The following is a 16,208-nucleotide window of genomic DNA, read 5'->3' as shown; positions in this document are numbered from 1 at the left end:
TTCAGTGGTGCCGCCCCGCATCGAGCGAGGCATGCAGGCGGGCGCTGTAGCGGGACATCGCAAAGCAGAAGACGAAGTAGATGGCACCGACGAAGAGGTAGATCTCCGTGCCGAAACCCTGCCACTGCGCATCGGCAATGGCGCGCTTGGCGGCCGTCATCAGGTCGAAGATGCCCACGATCACCACGATCGAGGTGGCCTTGAAGAAGGCGATGAACACGTTGACGAGCGCCGGCAGCACGGCGGTGAGCGCTTGCGGCAGGACCACCCGCAAGGTGGTCACACGCCGGCTCAGGCCCAGCGCCGCCGCCGCCTCGTACTGGCCGCGCGGCACCACTTGCAGCCCCCCGCGGATCACCTCGGCCAGATAGGCCGCGGTGAAAAGGGAGAAGGCCACGAACACGCGAAACAGCTTGGACAGGTCAGTGCCCTGCGGCAGGAAGAGCGGGATCATCACGCTGGCCAGGAACAACACCGCCAGCAGCGGCACGCTGCGCGCGATCTCGATGTAGGCCACGGCCAGCGCCTTGCCGACTCCGGGACGGCTGGAATGACGCAGCAATGCCAATGCCACCGCCAGCGGAAACCCCGCCGCCAGGCCAAGGGTTGCCAGGATCAGCGTGACTGCCAGGCCGCCCCATTGGTCGTCGGGCACGAAGGGCATGCCGAGGATGCCGCCCCACATCAACGTGCCGAAGCCGGCGAGCGCCACGGCCCAGGCGAAGGCCAGGCGCTGGTTCCACCAGGTGCGCCGTGTGGAGAGCACGTACATCACCACCAGGATCGCCATCGCCAGCGCCGCGCGCCACTGCTGGGCATAGGGATAGATGCCGAAGACGATGAGCCGGAATTTCTCGCCGATGACCGCCCAGCAGGCGCCGGCGCCCGTCACGCGGCAGGCATCGGGGCCCCGGCCGTGGGTGTTGAACACCGCGTGGAGCAGGCCCCAGTCCATGAGCTTCCAGAAGAACGCAAGGAACAAGGCGGCCAGCACCAGCGTGACGGCGCCGGTGGCCGGCGTCGGAAAGAGCCTCGCCTTCATGCGGTGCATCCAGTCGCGCCGCGCCGCGGGCGGCGGCGCAGCCTCGATGCGGGTGCTGGCCACGTACCGGGTCAAGCGAGCCCCCATCGGCGCTGGCGCTGCTCGAACGCGTGCATCGCTGCGCTCACCAACAGGCTCACGCAGGCGTAGAACAGCATGACGATGGCCATGATCTCCACGGCTTGGCCGGTGTCGGTGAGCATGGTCTCGCTCACTGCCATGAAGTCCTGGTAGCCGATGGCTACGGCCAGCGTGCTGTTCTTGAAGATGCCGATGTATTCGCTGGCGAGCGGCGGCAGGCCCACCCGCAACGCCTGCGGCCCCAGCACGCGGCGCAGCGTGGCGGCGCGTGACAGGCCCAGCGCCGAGGCGGCTTCCCATTGGCCGCGGGGCAGGGCGCCGACAGCGGCCCGCACGATCTCCGCGATGAAGGCCGCGGTGTAGAGCGAGATGCCGACGAGCAGTGCCGCGAACTCGGGCGACATGGAGACCACGCCGTGCACGTCCAGGCCGTCCACCGTGGGCAGCAGGAAGATGCCGCGGTTGCTGGCCAGCAGCAGCGAGCCCGCGCTGTCCGATGCCGGCGGCAGCTCCAGCAGCAGGCCATACCAGAAGGCGATGTGCAGCAGCACCGGAATGTTTCGCATCAGCTCCACGTAAGCCCTGGCCAGAGAGCGAGCGAGCGGGTTGTGCGCCAGCGCGCCCAGCCCCACCAGCAGGCCGAGGCTGCTGGCCAGCACGATGGATGAAGCGGTGAGCTTGAGTGTGTTGAGCGCGCCGGCCACGAAGGCCGTGGCAAAGGTGTCGACGCCGGGCTCGAATTCGAGCGGCGAATTGAACACCGGGGTGATCGCGGGTTTGCCCAGGAAGTCGAAGCCGGTGTGCACGCCGCGGGCATGCAGGTTGGCTCCCGTCACCCGGAACATCAGCACCAGCAGCCCCACCAGCACCGCAAAGGCGGCCGCTTGTCGCAGGACGGCGCTCCACTTCCAGCGGACCGGCGGCGCGGGACGGTTCATGCGGGCAGGTTCAGCGCATCGGTACGGCGTAGAGCAGGCCGCCCTTCTCGGCGAGCCGGTTCTGCGCGCGCGGCATGCCGCTGGCAGCAAAGGCGCGGTCGAAGGTCTCGCCGTAGTTGCCCACTTGCGAAATGACGTTGGCCGCCCATTCCTTGTCCAGGCCCATCGACGGGCCCAGGTCGCCTTCGGTGCCCAGCAGGCGCTTCACGTCGGGGTCGGCGGAGGTGGCGAAGGTCTTCAGGTTCTTGGAAGTCACGCCGAGCTCCTCGGCGTTGATCATGGCGTTGAGCGTGTAGCGCACGATATCGAACCAGCGGTCGTCGCCCTTGCGCACCACGCCCGCCAGCGGCTCGCGGGCGTGCGTCTCGGGCAGCAGCTGGTAGTCGGCCGCCTGTGCGCCCAGCGTGCCCTTGAAGGTGGCGAGGGCCGACAGGCTGTGGAAGATGGCGTCGCAGCGCTTTGCCAGGAAGGCCTTGCGCATCTGCTCGCCCTCTGAGAACGGTACCGGCTTGTAGCGCACCTTGATCTTGCCGAAATACTCGGCGGCGTTGGTCTCGCCGGGACCGGTGATCATGCAGATGCTGGCGCCGTTGAGCTTGGTGGTGCTTGCCACCTTCAGCGCGTTGGGCACCATGACGCCGTAGGTGTCGAAGAAATAGGTCCCTGTGAACTGCACGCCCGACTTGGATTCGCGCGCCAGCGTCCAGGTGATTTGCGAGAAGGACAGATCCACCTCGCCCGACTGAACTGCCACCAGGCGCTGGGCCGGCGTGAGGTTGATGAACTTCACCTTGTTCGCATCGCCCAGTACCGCGGCGGCCGTGGCGCGGCACAGGTCCGCATCCAGGCCGCGCATGACGCCGGTGCTGTCGGGCAGCGAGAAGTTGGGCGAGCTTCCGATCACGCCGCAGTTGAGTACGCCGCGCGCCTTGACCGCTGCCAGCGTGGGCGAAGACGCCGGCGCCGGCGCTGGAGCCGCTGCTGCCTGCGCGAAGGCAACGTGGCCGGCGGTGAGCAGCAGGCTGGCCAGTGCAAGGCGGCGGGCGTGCGGGTGGGGCATGGTGAGACTCCTCGAGATGTCGAAGGCGATGCTGGTTCAGGAGGCCGCGAGCACTTCTGCCAGTGCGGCAGCGCATTGCTCGATGTCCTGGCTGCTGTTGTAGAAATGGGGCGAGACACGCACGCCCTCGCCACGCGCGGAGACGCTGATGTTTCGCTCGGCCAGGCGCAGCCGCGCCGCTTCGCCGTCCGGCGCGCGAAAGACGAAGATGCCCGCGCGCTGCGCACGCGGGGTGACGAGGGAAAGGCCAAGCCGATCGGACTCGGCGATGAGCTGGTCGCCCAGCGCCCGCACGCGCGCATGGATGGTGTTCCAGCCGATTTCCTCGAGCAGGTCCAGCGTCGCGTCGAGTCCGTACAGTGCGGGCGTGTTGACGTGCGCGTACTGCAGCTGCCGCGCATCGTCCATGTTGGCGTAGCCCTGCCAGGCCGGTGCCATGGCCTCGCGGGCGCGCGGCGAAGTCACCAGGATGCCGAAGCCGAAGCCGGAAAGCATCCACTTGAAGAAGGACGATGCGTAGATGTCGACATCGGCCAGGTGGGTGGGCACCGCGCCCAGGGCCTGGATGCCGTCTACCATGAGCAGCGCACCGCGCTCGCGGCAGTGCCGGCCAAGCGCTGCCAGATCCAACGTGGTGCCGGTGCTCGAATGCGTGTGCGAGACGACGAGCACGCGCGTGCCGGCGCTCACCGCGTCCATCAGGCGGGCCTGCCGCTCATCCTCGCGCGGGATGGGCACGTGCATCACCTCGGCCCCCTCGCGCTCGGCGGCCTTCCAGATGCGGATGACGGAGGGGAACTCGTCCTGTGCGCACACGATGCGGTCGCCGGCGCGGAACTCGATGCTGTTCGCCGCCAGGTTGAGCCCCTCGGTGGTGTTGGAGACGAAGGTGATGTCTGTCGGTGTCACGCCCAGCCACTGCGCAAGCCGCGCGCGAACCTTGTTCGTCCTGGCCCACCACTCGGGTCGCGCGTCGTAGCCGCGGCTCTTCACGTCTTCGTAGAAGCGCGCCACGGCCGCGCCGTGGCCCTTCCAGCAGAGTCCCGCGGCGGCCGTGTCGAGGTAGACGCGCTGCGCGACATAGGGAAAGAACTCGCGTATTCGAGCGCTCGAGTCGACGACTGAGATGGGCGCCATACTGGGTTGATATGGGTTGATATGGGTTGATATTTAGTTGAAACGAATCAACAAGCTGTTTAAGATGCAATTTAAATGCGAGCACCACGGGTGTCAAGCCAATCCAGGGAAAGAAAAGACCGCATGGAGAACTTCGAGGGATGAGCAAGCGCGCGCCCAGACTTCCGCCCGAGGTGCAGCGTGAGCGCGAGGTGATCCTGTCCGCACTCGGCACTGTCGTGCCTATGCTGGGCGCCATGGTGGGCGATCACATCGAGGTGGTGCTGCACGACCTGACTCGGCCCGAATGCTCGGTGCTGCGCATTGCCAACGGCCATGTCACCGGGCGCGGGCCCGGCAGCCCGGTGCTGGCCGGGCCGGGCAACGACAAGGCCCTGGCCATCCTGGCCAATGGCAAGGCGCTGGCGCAGCCGGCCGAGCACGTGTCGGTGTTTCCCTATCCGACCTTTGCGCGCGACGGTCGCTCGCTCGTGTCTGCCACGGCGATGTTCCGCGATTCGCTGGGCCACACCTTTGCCGCCCTGTGCCTGAACGCGGACTTTCACAGTATCGAGACTGCGCGGGCGCTGCTCGCGCGCATGTTGCCCTCGAGGAACGACACCGAGAAAGAGCCCAAGGTCGAAGTGCTCGACACCGAGGCGTTGATGCTCGACATCATCTCCAGCGCGGTGCGCCGCTATGGCAAGCCCGTGCAGAAAATGGACAAGGAGGAGAAGACGGCGGCCGTCGAGATGATGCTCGAGCGGGGACTCTTCATGGTCCGCGGCGGTGTCGAACGCGCCGCTGCTGCCCTTGGCGTGACCCGCTTCACCATCTACAACTACCTGGATGGCGTGAAGGCGCGCCGGGGCGAGACGACTGGGGTGAATGGTCGTGGAGGAAGAGGCTGAGTCCGGAGATGCAGCAGTCAACACGGCAACGCCGAGCATGGCGTCCCGAACGTCCAGACGCCGTCCCGCTCCACGAACCTCGCTACGCGGTGTTCCTCCTTGTCCTCCTTCTTCAAGTCTCGCTCCGTGAAGCGGAACAGGAGCGCGCGCTCCGTCATGCACCGCGTGTCATGGATATCGCCTGGCAGATACACCTGGACTTGTCCCGGTCGCATCACGCTCGAATCACGTCTCACCAGTCGAACGCTGCCGTCCGGGTTCACCACGCGGCCATAGGTTGTCATCTCGATTTCACCGTGTTGAATCGCGTACATGACCCATCCTCGGCCGTGGTCGTGCGGCGGCCTGTAGAGCCCTGCGTACTCCGTGTGCGCCAGGAGCACGAATCCGTGCGTCGCGTCCCGATACAACTCCTTGTTGGCCTGAGCTTCCCGATGCAACGCCGCCAACCACTCCTCCGTGCCGGGCGCCTGGAGGAGGTTCTCCAAGTGCCGGCGACAACCGGCAATCACCTCGTCGCCGAGAGGTCCCCAGACCGACTTGATCCCTTCGATCGATGCTTCCAACGTATGGGTGGCCATGCTTGATTCCTTCGGTTTCAGCTCGAACGAAAAACTGTTCGAGCACGTGAGGGGAACGATAGAACTTCGCCTGAAATAGCGGAAGACGCAGCGGTTGCAACTTATTCGTGCGTCTGACGCCATGTCATGGCAGTTGGTGCTAGGGTCCGGGCATGTCCGCGCCCGACCTGAATCTGCTTGTCACCCTGGATGTCCTGCTTGCCGAAGGCAGCGTCGCGCGCGCGGCCCGGCGCTTGCGGCTGAGTTCATCGGCGATGAGTCGCGCGCTCGCGCGACTACGGGAAACGACGGGAGACCCGCTGCTGGTCCGGGCCGGACGCGGCTTGGTGCCCACACCCCGCGCGCTCGAATTGCGCGAGCGCGTGAGTCGCCTTGTTCAGGATGCCGAGGCGGTCCTGCGCCCTGCCGAGGCGCTGAATCTCAAGGAGCTCGTCCGGACGTTCACGCTGCGGACCAGCGAAGGCTTCGTCGAGACCTTCGGCCCCGGCCTTCTCGAGCGGGTCGCTGAGGAAGCGCCCGGTGTGCGCCTGCGTTTCGTGCAGAAGACCGACAAGGAGAGCACCTCCCTTCGGGACGGCACTGTTCAACTGGAGACCGGCGTCATCGGTGAGACGACAAGCCCCGAAGTGCGTGTGCAGGCGTTGTTCAGGGATCGCTTCATTGGCGTCGTGCACTTCGGGCATCCGCTGTGCCATGGAGAGATCACACCGGAACGCTACGCGGCTGGAAGGCACGTTCTCGTATCGCGGCGCGGATTCGACAAGGGCCCGATCGACGAGGCACTGAAGCCATTCGGCCTCGAACGGGAAATCGCGACCGTCGTCGGCGGCTTCTCGACGGCATTGGCACTGGCGCGGGCCTCTGACTTGATCGCAAGTGTTCCCGAGCGCCACACCGCAGGCCTGCGCGGAGGGCTGCACAGTTTTCCGCTCCCATTCTCCGGACCGGAGGTCGCTGTGTCATTGCTTTGGCACCCGCGAATGGACGGCGATCTTGCGCATCGATGGCTGCGCGGCCGCGTGAGGGATGCTTGCGCAGACATCACGGAATCGCGACGGGTCAAAGGTGCGCCTTGACGATCGTTTCGCTGCGCGTCGGGTCATCGCCGCCCTATACCCAGGCTTTCTCGCCAGCCCAGTCCACCGCCATTGCCGCCCATTTGGATACCGATTGCCGTCGTACCGCTGGGACTACCGCCGAGGGTGATGGTCGCGGCCCCACTCTGAGTGCCCACCCCTGCACCTGAAGGAGCGAGCGGCGACGCAAGGCCAACAGCACTGATCGCGCTCCCGGCACCGTTGCCGGACAACGCCGGACCAAAGTCGACAGCACCGGGCGACCCGCTTGGCGCTGTGCCAGAGACACTCGCGAGATCCGCGGGACGCGTCGGCCAGTCCTGAGCAGCGCACGGGGCGACCCATCCAGCCGTTGTCATTGCAATCAGCATCAACACTGCGCCTTGGAATTCTTGTGTCATTTGCGCCTCTTGGAAGGAGTCCGGACGATCCGGCGCAAAGTGTACAAATCGTTCTCCAAAAGGTCGCCAAGGGAATCGCAACGAATGGTTGCACCGCCGCTTGTCACCTCGATCAATGAGCACTCACTGACAGGCGAAATGCGGCGCGGGCCCATCGCAAATTCTTGCGAACCTGATTACCTGTTCAGGTACGTCCGAAAGGCGCCTTGCACAATGCAAAAGTGGAACTCACTCGCTTTCGTCGCCGCGTCGCATCGCACTTTTCATGGTGGTGCTTTGCGGGCCTCTTGCTGTGTGCCCTCCAGCCCTTCTTGTTCATCCATTTCCAGCGCGACGGGTGGGAGGACGAGCCCGGCTTCCGTGTTCGCAACGTAGAGGCGATGGCGTTGTTTTCGCCAGATGTCAGGGCCGAGCACAGTCTCGATCTCGAGACCACGCTCTATGCACCGGCAGGCGCGCACATCGATGTTCCTGACGCCTTCACGCATGGCCTCGATGCACTGATGGCGCTGGTCCTCCTGCTGCTGCCGTTGACGGTGGCCTTGGGCAGGATTCTGGTGCCGTCGGATTCGATCGTCCATGAACGCATTCTGTTCACGAGCGGCGCCCCGCCGCCCAAGGCGCCCTGGCGAAGGCAACCGCCCGAGACTGCGCCTCCCCTGACGGCCTGACAAGCGACGTCGCCTGACGTCGAGTCCCTGCTGCGCCCAGGCGCCGCTGGATTCCTTGTTCCAGGTCAAAAAGGGGGTATCCATGTCTTCATTCCTTGCGCGTGCCCTGGGCTGGGCGAACGCGTTTTTTGAGCAGTCGCGCTCGCGTGCCGCCCGTTGGGCGAGAGCCTCGCATTGGCCGATCGCGTTGCTACACGTCCCGGCCCGTGCGGGCCGTATCAAGGCCGCTCCGAAGCGGGCCTTGCTGATTCTGGCTTTCGCGCTTTGGGGCGGTACAGCGGGCGCTGGAGGGGGACCGCTTGGAATCGATCACGTGTTGGCCTTCGACCAGAGTGGCATTTGGGCGCGTCGCTACCAGACAGGCCTTGCATACGGTGTTGTCGTCTTCGAGTTGGCTGGTGCCGTGTGGCTCGGCAACGACGACGAATTCGGTCACGTGCTCTGGCAATCCGTGGATGCGTCCGTCGCATCTGCGGTGGGAGTGGAAGCTCTCAAACTCGCAACGGGGCGGCCGCGGCCTATCACAGGCGAGGGCCCGGACGCCTGGTTCAAGGGTCGCGGCAACCAGAGCTTCCCGAGCGGAGAAGTGGCGCTGCAGGCGAGCTTCATCACGCCGATGATCGTCAACTATGCGGATCGATACCCGTGGGTCTGGGCGCTGGAGGTCCTGCCTCTCTACGATGGGGTCGCGCGGATGAAAAGCCAAGCCCATTGGCAGACGGACGTGCTGGCAGGTTGGGCGATCGGCAGCGCGGTGGGCTACTGGATGACGCTCCAAGACACGCCTTTTTCGGTGATGATCTTGCCGCGGGGGCTGACGATCGGATATTCCAAGCGGTTTTAGCCGCGGTGAGGAATGTCCTGGCAAGCCGGAGCGAGTAGCCCGCATCAGGCGAGCTGCGCGTCGAGCAACCGCGCCACGTGAACCGCTTCGCGCTGCGCTCCGTCAGCGATCTGGTGACGGCAGCTGGTGCCGTCGGCCACCACGATGGCGTCGGGGTTCTGGCGCACAGCGGGCAGCAGGGTGGCTTCCGCCATCTGCATCGAGACCTCGTGGTGAGAAGCCTCGTAGCCGAAGCTGCCGGCCATGCCGCAGCATGAACTTTCGATCAACTCCGGCTTGGCGCCGGGGATCAGCTTGAGCACGTCGAGGATCGGACTGACTGCGCCGAAGGCCTTCTGGTGGCAGTGCCCGTGCAAGAGGATCGGCTTGTCGACCGCTTTGAGCGCCACCTGGAAGCGCCCGGCCTTCGCCTCACGGGCGATGAATTCCTCGAACAGCAGCGCCTGGCCTGCGACTGTCTCGGCCTTCGCGCCCAGGCCCATGACCAGCGTCTCGTCGCGCAAGGTCAGCAGGCATGAGGGTTCGAGCCCCACGATCGCGATGCCTGCATCGGCCAACGGCAGCAGTGCGTCGATCAACGCACCGGCCCTGGCCTTGGCCTCGTCGACCATGCCATTGGCGAGATAGGTACGACCGCAGCAGTGGTGGCCTCCATCCTTCCGCACTGTGTGCAGCGAGTAGCCGGCGGCCTTGAGCACGCGCGCGGCAGCCAGCGCGTTTTCGCTCTCGAAGGTTCCGTTGAAGGTATCGACGAAGAGCACGGCAACCTTGCGACCTTCGCGCGCCGCGGCAAGCGCCTGTTCACGGCTCGCGAACATCGAAGGATCGCTGGCGCGCCAGAAGGTGTCGCTGCGCCACTCGGGCAGCGAGCGCTTCGCGGAAAGCCCCAGCACCTTCTCGCCCAGCCAGCGCGCACCCGGCACGGTGTTGCGCAGGTTGAGCAGCCACGGCACGCGGCTGGCCACGTGGGCGTAGTCCGGCAGCCGGGCGATGAGCTTGTCCCTGAGCGTGTGGCCGTGCTTCTTCTTGTAGTGCGACAGGAACTCGATCTTCATCTTCGCCATGTCGACGCCCGTGGGGCAATCGCGCTTGCAGCCCTTGCAGCCGACGCACAGGTCCATCGTCTCGCGCATGGCTTCGCTGGTGAAGGCGTCGGGCCCGAGCTGGCCGGAGATCGCGAGGCGCAGTGTGTTGGCGCGGCCGCGCGTGAGGTGCTGCTCGTCGCGCGTCACGCGGAAGCTCGGGCACATCGTGCCGGCGTCGAATTTGCGGCAGTGGCCGTTGTTGTTGCACATCTCCACGGCCTTGGCGAAGCCGCCCGTGATGTCGCCGCCGGTGCCTGGGGCCGTCGTCACTTCCGTCACCGGGTCGGCCTGCACGTTCCATGCGGACCAGTCGAGGACCGGCGTGAGCGGGATGCGCTTGTAAGGCCTCGGCGCAGTCGCCGGCGCAAAGCGGAACAGCGCGCCATCGTCCATCTTTGGCGGATCGATGATCTTGCCGGGGTTGAAGAGATTGATCGGGTCGAGCTTCTGCTTGATGGAGCGGAAGGCTTCATTGATGGCCGGACCGAACTGCCACTCGATCCATTCGCCGCGGCACAGGCCGTCGCCGTGTTCGCCGCTGAAGGCGCCCTTGAACCTTCGCACCAGCGCGCTTGCTTCCTCGGCAATCGCGCGCATCTTGGCCGCGCCGTCGGTGCGCATGTCCAGGATCGGCCGCACGTGCAGCGTGCCCACCGAAGCGTGCGCGTACCAGGTGCCGCGGCTTCCATGCTTGGCGAACACTTCGGTGAGCCCGTCGGTGTATTCCGCCAGATGCTCCAGCGGCACCGCGCAATCCTCGATGAAGCTCACCGGCTTGCCGTCGCCCTTGAGGCTCATCATGATGTTGAGGCCCGCCTTGCGCACCTCCCACAGGTTCTTCTGCGGCGCGTCGTCGCGCATCTCGACCACGCTTCCCGGCAGGCCGAGTTCGCCCATCAGGTCGACGAGATCCTTCAGCTTCGGCAGCAGCGATGCCTTGTCACTACCCGAAAACTCGACCAGCAGGATCGCGGCGGGATGGCCGATCAACGCGGTCTCGACGGTGGGCCGGAAGGCGGGGTTGGCAAGGCTCAGCTCGATCATCGTGCGATCGACCAGCTCCACCGCGCTCGGGCTGAGCTTCACGATGTGCTGCGCCGAATCCATCGCGGCACGGAAGCTCGGGAAGTTGACGACGCCCAGCACCTTCGCGCGCGGCAGTTCGGAGAGCTTGAGCGTCAGGCTGCGCGTGTAGGCCAGCGTGCCTTCGGCGCCGATCAGCAGGTGCGCGAGGTTGACGCTGCCGTCCGCCGTATAGGGCTTCTCGCTCTGGTTGTCGAAGATGTCGAGGTTGTAGCCGGCGACGCGACGCAGCACCTTCGGCCAGTTCGACTGGATCTGGCTGCGGTGCTGCACCGCCAGTTGCTTCACGTGCAGCGCGATGTCGCTCGCCCGCGCGCCCAGCTTCGACACCGGCCCGAAGTCCACCAGTTCGCCGTCGGACAGCCATGCGCTCGCGCCTGCCACGTTGTGCACCATGTTGCCGTACGCGATGGAGCGCGAGCCGCAGGAGTTGTTGCCCGCCATGCCGCCGAGCGTGGCCTGCGCGCTGGTGGACACATCGACCGGATACCAGAGGCCGTGCGGCTTGAGTTGCGCATTCAGGTGATCGAGAACGATGCCCGGCTCCACCGTGACGGTGCGGCCTTGGAGATCGAGATCGAGCACGCGCCGAAAATGCTTGCTGTTGTCGATGACCAGCGCGGCGCCGGTGGTCTGGCCGCATTGGCTGGTGCCACCGCCGCGTGCCAGCACCGGCACCTTGAGGTCGCGCGCCACGTCGATGGCAATCGCGATGTCGCGCTCGGTCTTCGGCACCAGGACGCCGACCGGCATGATCTGGTAGATCGACGCATCGGTCGCATAGCGGCCGCGTGATGCGTCGTCGAACAGCACCTCGCCTTGCGTCTCGGCCACCAAGCGTCTTGCCAGCGCCTCGCAGGTCTCGTTAGGGGGCAGGACGGTGCCGGCTGGCTGGAGATGGCTCGCGGGCTCGATGCGCATGGGTGGGGCTTCAGGTCTTGGCCGCGTTGGACCGTGGATAGATTTCGCCGGCGCGCAGGAGCTCCAGCACGGTGTCGCGCTTGCGGTTCAGGTGCTCGATCAGCACCTGGCGCATCGTGGCGGGGTCGCGGGCACCGAGGGCTTCGATCATCCGTTCGTGCTCGGCCACCGCACCAGCCCACTTGGCTTCGTTCTGGTTGGTGCGAAAGCGCAGCGACTGCACGCGCGCGTTGATGGACCGGTAGGTGCTCGTCAGCACCGGGTTCTTGGCCGCGTCGTTGATCGCGGCGTGAATGCGGGCGTTGATGCGGTAGTAGCCGGAGAGGTCGCGGCGCGCGAAGCAGGCCATCATTTCGTAGTGCAACGCACGCAGCTCGGCCAGCTCTTCGTCGGTGACGCGCTGCGCCGCCAGTTCGCCGGACAAGGCTTCGAGCGTCGAGAGCAGTTCGAAGGTATTGACCACGTCCGCCTCGGTCAGCTTGACGGCGACCGCGCCCCGGTTGGGCAAAAGGTCGACCAGTCCCTCCGCGGCCAGCAGCTTGATCGCTTCGCGCAACGGCGTGCGCGAGACACGCAACTGCTCGCACAACTCGCGCTCGTTGAGCTTGGCGCCGGGCGCGATCTGACCTTCGATGAGCATCGTGCGCAGCCGCGACGCCACCTGGTCATGCAGCGCGAGACGCGAGATTTCGATGATTTCCGCCATGGGTTCATTTCCTTGAGTTGCATTTTGAATGCAAAGTTTTGGCCCCTCAAGCGATTGGCTTAGGGGATAACCATCATCCACATTTGTCTTTTGAATGCAAAACTGCCGGCGAAAGGACGGCCACATGCTTCAACTCGACTCTCATCCCACCGGTAGGCATTTCCTGCAGATTCCGGGCCCGAGCCCGGTGCCCGACCGCATCCTGCGCGCGATGAGCCTGCCGACCATCGACCATCGCGGGCCCGAATTCGGCGCGCTCGGCCGACGGGTGCTGACGGGTATCCGGAAGATCTTCAAGACGCAGCATCCCGTGATCATCTATCCGGCGTCCGGCACCGGCGCCTGGGAGGCCGCGCTGTCGAATACGCTGAGCCCCGGCGATCACGTGCTGATGTACGAGACCGGCCACTTCGCCTCGCTGTGGCAGAAGATGGCCACGCGACTGGGCATCTCGACCGAGTTCCTGGCCTTCAACGGCACTGACGAGCAACTGCCGCAGGCACCGGGTTGGCGCCGCGGCGTGCAGGCCGATCTGATCGAGGCGCGCCTGCGCAAGGACACGGAGAAGAAGATCAAGGCCGTGTGCGTGGTGCACAACGAGACCTCGACCGGTGTCACCTCCGACATCGCCTCCGTGCGCCGCGCCATCGATGCGGCGGGCCACCCGGCCCTGCTGATGGTCGACAGCATCTCCGGCCTCGCCAGCGCCGACTTCCGCCACGACGAATGGGGCGTGGACGTCACCATCAGCGGATCGCAAAAAGGGCTGATGCTCCCGCCGGGCATCAGCTTCAACGCCATCTCGCCGCGCGCCCTCGAAGCCGCGAAGAGCGCGAAGCTGCCGCGCTCGTTCTGGGCTTGGGACGAGATCGTCGAGATGAACAAGGACGGCTACTGGCCCTACACGCCCAACACCAACCTGCTCTATGGCCTCTCGGAGGCGCTGGACATGATCCTCGGCGAGGGCCTGAACAACGTCTTCGCGCGCCACCAGCGGTGGGGCTCCGGCGTGCGCGCAGCGGTGAATGCATGGGGACTGCCGATCCAGTGCGCCGACCCGGCCGTGTACTCGCCGGTGCTCACCGGCGTGATCACGCCCGAAGGCGTCGATGCGGACGCGGTGCGCCGACTCATCCACCAGCGCTTCGACCTGTCGCTGGGCACGGGGCTGGGCAAGCTTAAGGGCCGCATGTTCCGCATGGGCCACCTCGGCGACAGCAACGACCTGACGCTGGTCGCCATGGTCGCCGGCGTCGAGATGGGTCTGAAGCTCTCCGGCGTGAAGCTCGCCGGCAGCGGCGTGCAGGCCACGATGGACTATTTCGCCGGCCATGTCGCGCCGGCCGCCCTGCAGAAGGCGGCCTGAGCGCAGGCGCGTTCATTCAAAAAAACGGAGACAACATGCAACGACGTTCCTTCATCCAGGCTGCAGGCGCGGCCACAGCCACCCTCGGCGTGCCCAGCGTGTTCGCGCAGGAGTGGCCCTCCGGCCCCGTGCGCATCGTGGTGGGCTTTCCGCCGGGCGGCGGCACCGACGCACTGGCCCGCGTGGTCGCTCAGAAGCTGTCCGTGATGTGGAACCAGTCTGTCATCGTCGACAACAAGGGGGGCGTCGCAGGCGTGCTCGCGGCCGAATACGTGGCGACGCAGCCGGCCGACGGCAGCACGCTGCTGATGGCGCACATCAACAGCCATGCGCTGGCGCCCAGCCTGCAGCCCAAGCTGCGCTACAACGTCGAGCGCGACTTCGTTCCGATCGTGCTGGTCGGCGTCACGCCCAACCTGCTGATCGCGAGCCCCACGCAGAAGGCCTTGACGGTGAAGGACATCGTCTCCCTGTGCGCCGCGGAGCCCGGCAAGGTGAGCTTCGGCTCGGCCGGGGCCGGTTCCGCGCAGCATCTGGCGCTGGAAATGTTCAAGCTTCAGGCCAAGGTCGACGCGCTGCATGTGCCCTACAAAGGCAGCGGGCCCTTGCTGGCCGACCTGATGGGCAGCCAGATCCAGTACAGCTTCGAGACGATGACGGCGGCCACGCCGCACGTGAAGAGCGGCAAAGTGATCGGCGTCGCCCAGACGCGGCTCAAGCGCGCCAAGGGCCACCCGACCATTCCGACCATGCAGGAGCAAGGCTTCGACGGCTTCGAAGCGACCACGTGGTACGGCCTCGCCGGCCCCGGCAAGCTGCCCGCCGGCATCGCCGACAAGATCAATCGCGACGTCAATACGGTGCTTGCCATGCCCGACGTGCAGGAGCGGCTCGACACTTACGGTGCCGAGGACGGCGGTGGCTCGCGGGAGAAGTTCGCCAAGTTCATTTCGAGCGAGATCGACAAGTGGGCGCGCGTCGTCAAGGACGGCAAGGTGAAGGTCGACGCATGACCGACCTGTCCGGCCGGAATCCAGGGTTGCATCGCGACGATCGGTGTATGCCGTCTCGCTTTGATCTTGGCAACTGACTCGCGCACCCAGTCAAATGGAATACGCCTGACAGGGGCTCCTAGGCCGAAAAAGACGGCCACTGCACGGGGGAGGGTGAGTAATATGGAAGTTGTTTGCAGCCAGATTCCACGATGCCCGATGCCAGCGGAGTTACCTCTTTGCGGCGCACAAAGATCTTGTTCAGGTTCCTGCTGCTGTGCGTCGCGAACCTGTTCGTCTCGTCGTTTGCCTGCGCGCAATCTACCGACGCCACGTCGGCCTGGGTGCGGTCCAACAGCGTCGTCGGCATCGTCGAGGGCGACGTTGCGCTGATCCGCCAGACCACGCGCTACTCGCTCGCCGAGGGCGTGGTCTTGAATGAGCAGGACATCATCGAGTCAGGACCCGGCGCATTTGCCCAGATCGAACTGCCCGGCGGCGTCCTTGTCGGTATTGGTGAATCGACGCGGCTGATGCTGCGGCCTCGCGTCGGCAAGGGGCTGACGGCGCCGCCGCTCTATCTGCTCGAGGGCTGGCTCAAGACCAGCGCCAACGGGGCCTTCGGCTACGTCGGCCCCAGCGTCGAGGTCGCGACCCAAGCCGCCACCACCGTCATCCACACCAAGGGCGCGCAGTACGAACTGTTTGTCGAAACCGGCAGCGCCAAGCTGACGCTGCGTGATGGCACGCAGACGATTGCGCAATTGGCCAGCGGCGATTTCGCGCAGCGGCGTGAAGGGAGCACGCCGACGGTCGGTGCGCGCGCCACGCCCGAGTTCCTGAGCAAGGTGCCGCGCCAGTTCCGCGATCGGCTGCCCGCACGCGGTGAGCAGTTCGCCAAGCGCAACGTCGCACCCAAGCCGCGCGGCGATGTCACGTACGCCGATGTGGCCGCGTGGCTGCGCACCGAACCGGCGCTGCGGCTTCAGCTACTGCCGCTGTGGAAGTCGCGCGCGGCCGCCGACCTGAGCTTCCGTGCGGGCGCCAAGGCGGACTTGGCACAGCACCCCGAATGGGAGCCCTATGCCGACCCGGAGGGTTATGCGCGCCGCCTGGCCGAAGAGGCCGAACGTCGCCGTGCGCGGGAGGCCGCGGCTGCAGCGGCACGGGCCAACCGGGCAGCGGCAGCCGCCGCCGCAGCCGCCGCAGCCGCAGCAGCCGCTGCGGCCGCACCTGCGGCTTCAGCCGCACCCACACCTGTACCGGCAGCCTCGGGCGGCACCAGCGCCGGGCGGGGCAAGTCTCAGTGAACCGTCCCACGTCGTGCCGCAACT

Annotated in this window: 14 protein-coding genes; 7 read left to right on the top strand and 7 right to left on the bottom strand. The window is 66.1% G+C overall.

Features of this window, described 5'->3' with window-relative positions; genetic code table 11:
- Position 1: 1 nt before the first annotated feature.
- Genes AC1DN9_RS00145 through AC1DN9_RS00130 form a run of 4 tightly spaced genes read right to left on the bottom strand, consistent with a single transcriptional unit; the run spans position 2 to position 4,258 of the window.
- A complete protein-coding gene (locus tag AC1DN9_RS00145) occupies positions 2-1,117 on the bottom strand; it encodes an amino acid ABC transporter permease (protein ID WP_478096148.1) in 1,116 nt (371 codons plus the stop codon).
- On the bottom strand, positions 1,114-2,061 hold the full coding sequence (locus AC1DN9_RS00140; protein ID WP_478096147.1) for an ABC transporter permease subunit: 948 nt from the start codon (positions 2,059-2,061) through the stop codon (positions 1,114-1,116). Before AC1DN9_RS00140 ends, AC1DN9_RS00145 begins: the two co-directional genes overlap by 4 nt.
- 10 nt (positions 2,062-2,071) lie before the next feature.
- Entirely contained in the window at positions 2,072-3,121 is a 1,050-nt protein-coding gene (locus tag AC1DN9_RS00135; protein WP_478096146.1) for an amino acid ABC transporter substrate-binding protein, read from the bottom strand.
- A gap of 36 nt (positions 3,122-3,157) precedes the next feature.
- Complete coding sequence (locus AC1DN9_RS00130; RefSeq protein WP_478096145.1) at positions 3,158-4,258, bottom strand: aminotransferase class V-fold PLP-dependent enzyme; 1,101 nt, start codon at positions 4,256-4,258, stop codon at positions 3,158-3,160.
- Between the two features lie 140 nt (positions 4,259-4,398).
- Between AC1DN9_RS00130 and AC1DN9_RS00125 the strand changes: the two genes are divergently transcribed.
- The gene (locus tag AC1DN9_RS00125) at positions 4,399-5,148 is read left to right on the top strand and encodes a helix-turn-helix transcriptional regulator (RefSeq protein WP_478096143.1); all 750 of its coding nucleotides are present in this window, start codon (positions 4,399-4,401) and stop codon (positions 5,146-5,148) included.
- Positions 5,149-5,165: 17 nt separating this feature from the next.
- Here the strand turns inward: AC1DN9_RS00125 and AC1DN9_RS00120 are convergent, their stop codons facing one another.
- Positions 5,166-5,729, bottom strand: a complete 564-nt coding sequence (locus AC1DN9_RS00120; protein ID WP_478096142.1) for a hypothetical protein — start codon at positions 5,727-5,729, stop codon at positions 5,166-5,168.
- Between the two features lie 152 nt (positions 5,730-5,881).
- Here AC1DN9_RS00120 and AC1DN9_RS00115 point away from each other — a divergent pair, with 152 nt between their 5' ends.
- The 3 genes from AC1DN9_RS00115 (at position 5,882) to AC1DN9_RS00105 (ending at position 8,721) form a co-directional block, all read left to right on the top strand.
- Positions 5,882-6,805: a LysR family transcriptional regulator gene (locus tag AC1DN9_RS00115; RefSeq protein ID WP_478096141.1), complete on the top strand. Its 924-nt coding sequence runs from the start codon at positions 5,882-5,884 to the stop codon at positions 6,803-6,805.
- A gap of 622 nt (positions 6,806-7,427) precedes the next feature.
- Positions 7,428-7,877, top strand: coding sequence for a hypothetical protein (locus AC1DN9_RS00110; protein ID WP_478096139.1), 450 nt, complete (start codon positions 7,428-7,430; stop codon positions 7,875-7,877).
- An 82-nt stretch (positions 7,878-7,959) separates the two neighbouring features.
- Positions 7,960-8,721: a phosphatase PAP2 family protein gene (locus AC1DN9_RS00105; protein WP_478096138.1), complete on the top strand. Its 762-nt coding sequence runs from the start codon at positions 7,960-7,962 to the stop codon at positions 8,719-8,721.
- A gap of 44 nt (positions 8,722-8,765) precedes the next feature.
- On the opposite strand, the gene AC1DN9_RS00100 is transcribed toward AC1DN9_RS00105, so the two are convergent.
- Together AC1DN9_RS00100 and AC1DN9_RS00095 are read right to left on the bottom strand one after the other, a co-directional pair.
- Complete coding sequence (locus AC1DN9_RS00100) at positions 8,766-11,810, bottom strand: FAD-binding and (Fe-S)-binding domain-containing protein (protein ID WP_478096137.1); 3,045 nt, start codon at positions 11,808-11,810, stop codon at positions 8,766-8,768.
- A 10-nt stretch (positions 11,811-11,820) separates the two neighbouring features.
- On the bottom strand, positions 11,821-12,516 hold the full coding sequence (locus AC1DN9_RS00095; RefSeq protein WP_478096135.1) for a GntR family transcriptional regulator: 696 nt from the start codon (positions 12,514-12,516) through the stop codon (positions 11,821-11,823).
- A 124-nt stretch (positions 12,517-12,640) separates the two neighbouring features.
- Here AC1DN9_RS00095 and AC1DN9_RS00090 point away from each other — a divergent pair, with 124 nt between their 5' ends.
- The 3 genes from AC1DN9_RS00090 (at position 12,641) to AC1DN9_RS00080 (ending at position 16,184) form a co-directional block, all read left to right on the top strand.
- Positions 12,641-13,882 carry a pyridoxal-phosphate-dependent aminotransferase family protein gene (locus tag AC1DN9_RS00090; RefSeq protein WP_478096134.1) on the top strand — a complete coding sequence of 414 codons (1,242 nt, stop codon included), beginning with the start codon at positions 12,641-12,643 and terminating at the stop codon, positions 13,880-13,882.
- A gap of 35 nt (positions 13,883-13,917) precedes the next feature.
- A complete protein-coding gene (locus tag AC1DN9_RS00085; protein ID WP_478096133.1) occupies positions 13,918-14,895 on the top strand; it encodes a Bug family tripartite tricarboxylate transporter substrate binding protein in 978 nt (325 codons plus the stop codon).
- Positions 14,896-15,131: 236 nt separating this feature from the next.
- Positions 15,132-16,184: a FecR family protein gene (locus AC1DN9_RS00080; protein ID WP_478096131.1), complete on the top strand. Its 1,053-nt coding sequence runs from the start codon at positions 15,132-15,134 to the stop codon at positions 16,182-16,184.
- The last annotated feature ends 24 nt before the right edge of the window (positions 16,185-16,208 follow it).

The organism is Variovorax sp. 05L425 (genome assembly GCF_056397705.1).
Note: the sequence above shows the minus strand (reverse complement) of the source record. Positions and strands in the feature narration are given on the sequence as shown.